Source organism: Aeromonas sp. SrichE-2G (assembly GCF_017939565.1).
GTDB classification, from domain to species: domain Bacteria; phylum Pseudomonadota; class Gammaproteobacteria; order Enterobacterales; family Aeromonadaceae; genus Aeromonas; species Aeromonas taiwanensis.
Window position 1 is genome coordinate 1 of the sequence record NZ_JAGKRG010000038.1, and the last position, 330, is coordinate 330.

Below are 330 nucleotides of genomic sequence, written 5' to 3' on the forward strand. Positions count from 1 at the left end.
CCATCCTCCGTGACCGTGCCACCGGTATCATTGTTTGCAAGCGGGGTGTCATCGACAATCCGGATCTGCAGGTCAGCTGCCGACGAGGTCACACCACTGACCCCAGTCACCGTGATGAAGTTACCTATGTCGTCGAAATGATCCGTGGCTGCCGGCGGGGTCAACACATTGTCCGACAAGGTATAGGTGTACCCAACCGTCGCACTCTTGCCATCCGCGCTCAACGTCACGCTGGTGATATCCAGCAACCCATTACCGGTATTGATGCCCTGTGGCAACACGCCGCCCGGTACAAAGTTTTGACCCAGCACGGTGATGCTCGCCACACCA

1 protein-coding gene is annotated in these 330 nt (G+C 57.6%); it reads right to left on the bottom strand.

Going from position 1 to position 330, the window contains the following annotated elements:
• On the bottom strand, positions 1–330 hold a 330-nt coding region (locus J9885_RS14905; protein WP_210549907.1), incomplete at both ends, for a hypothetical protein.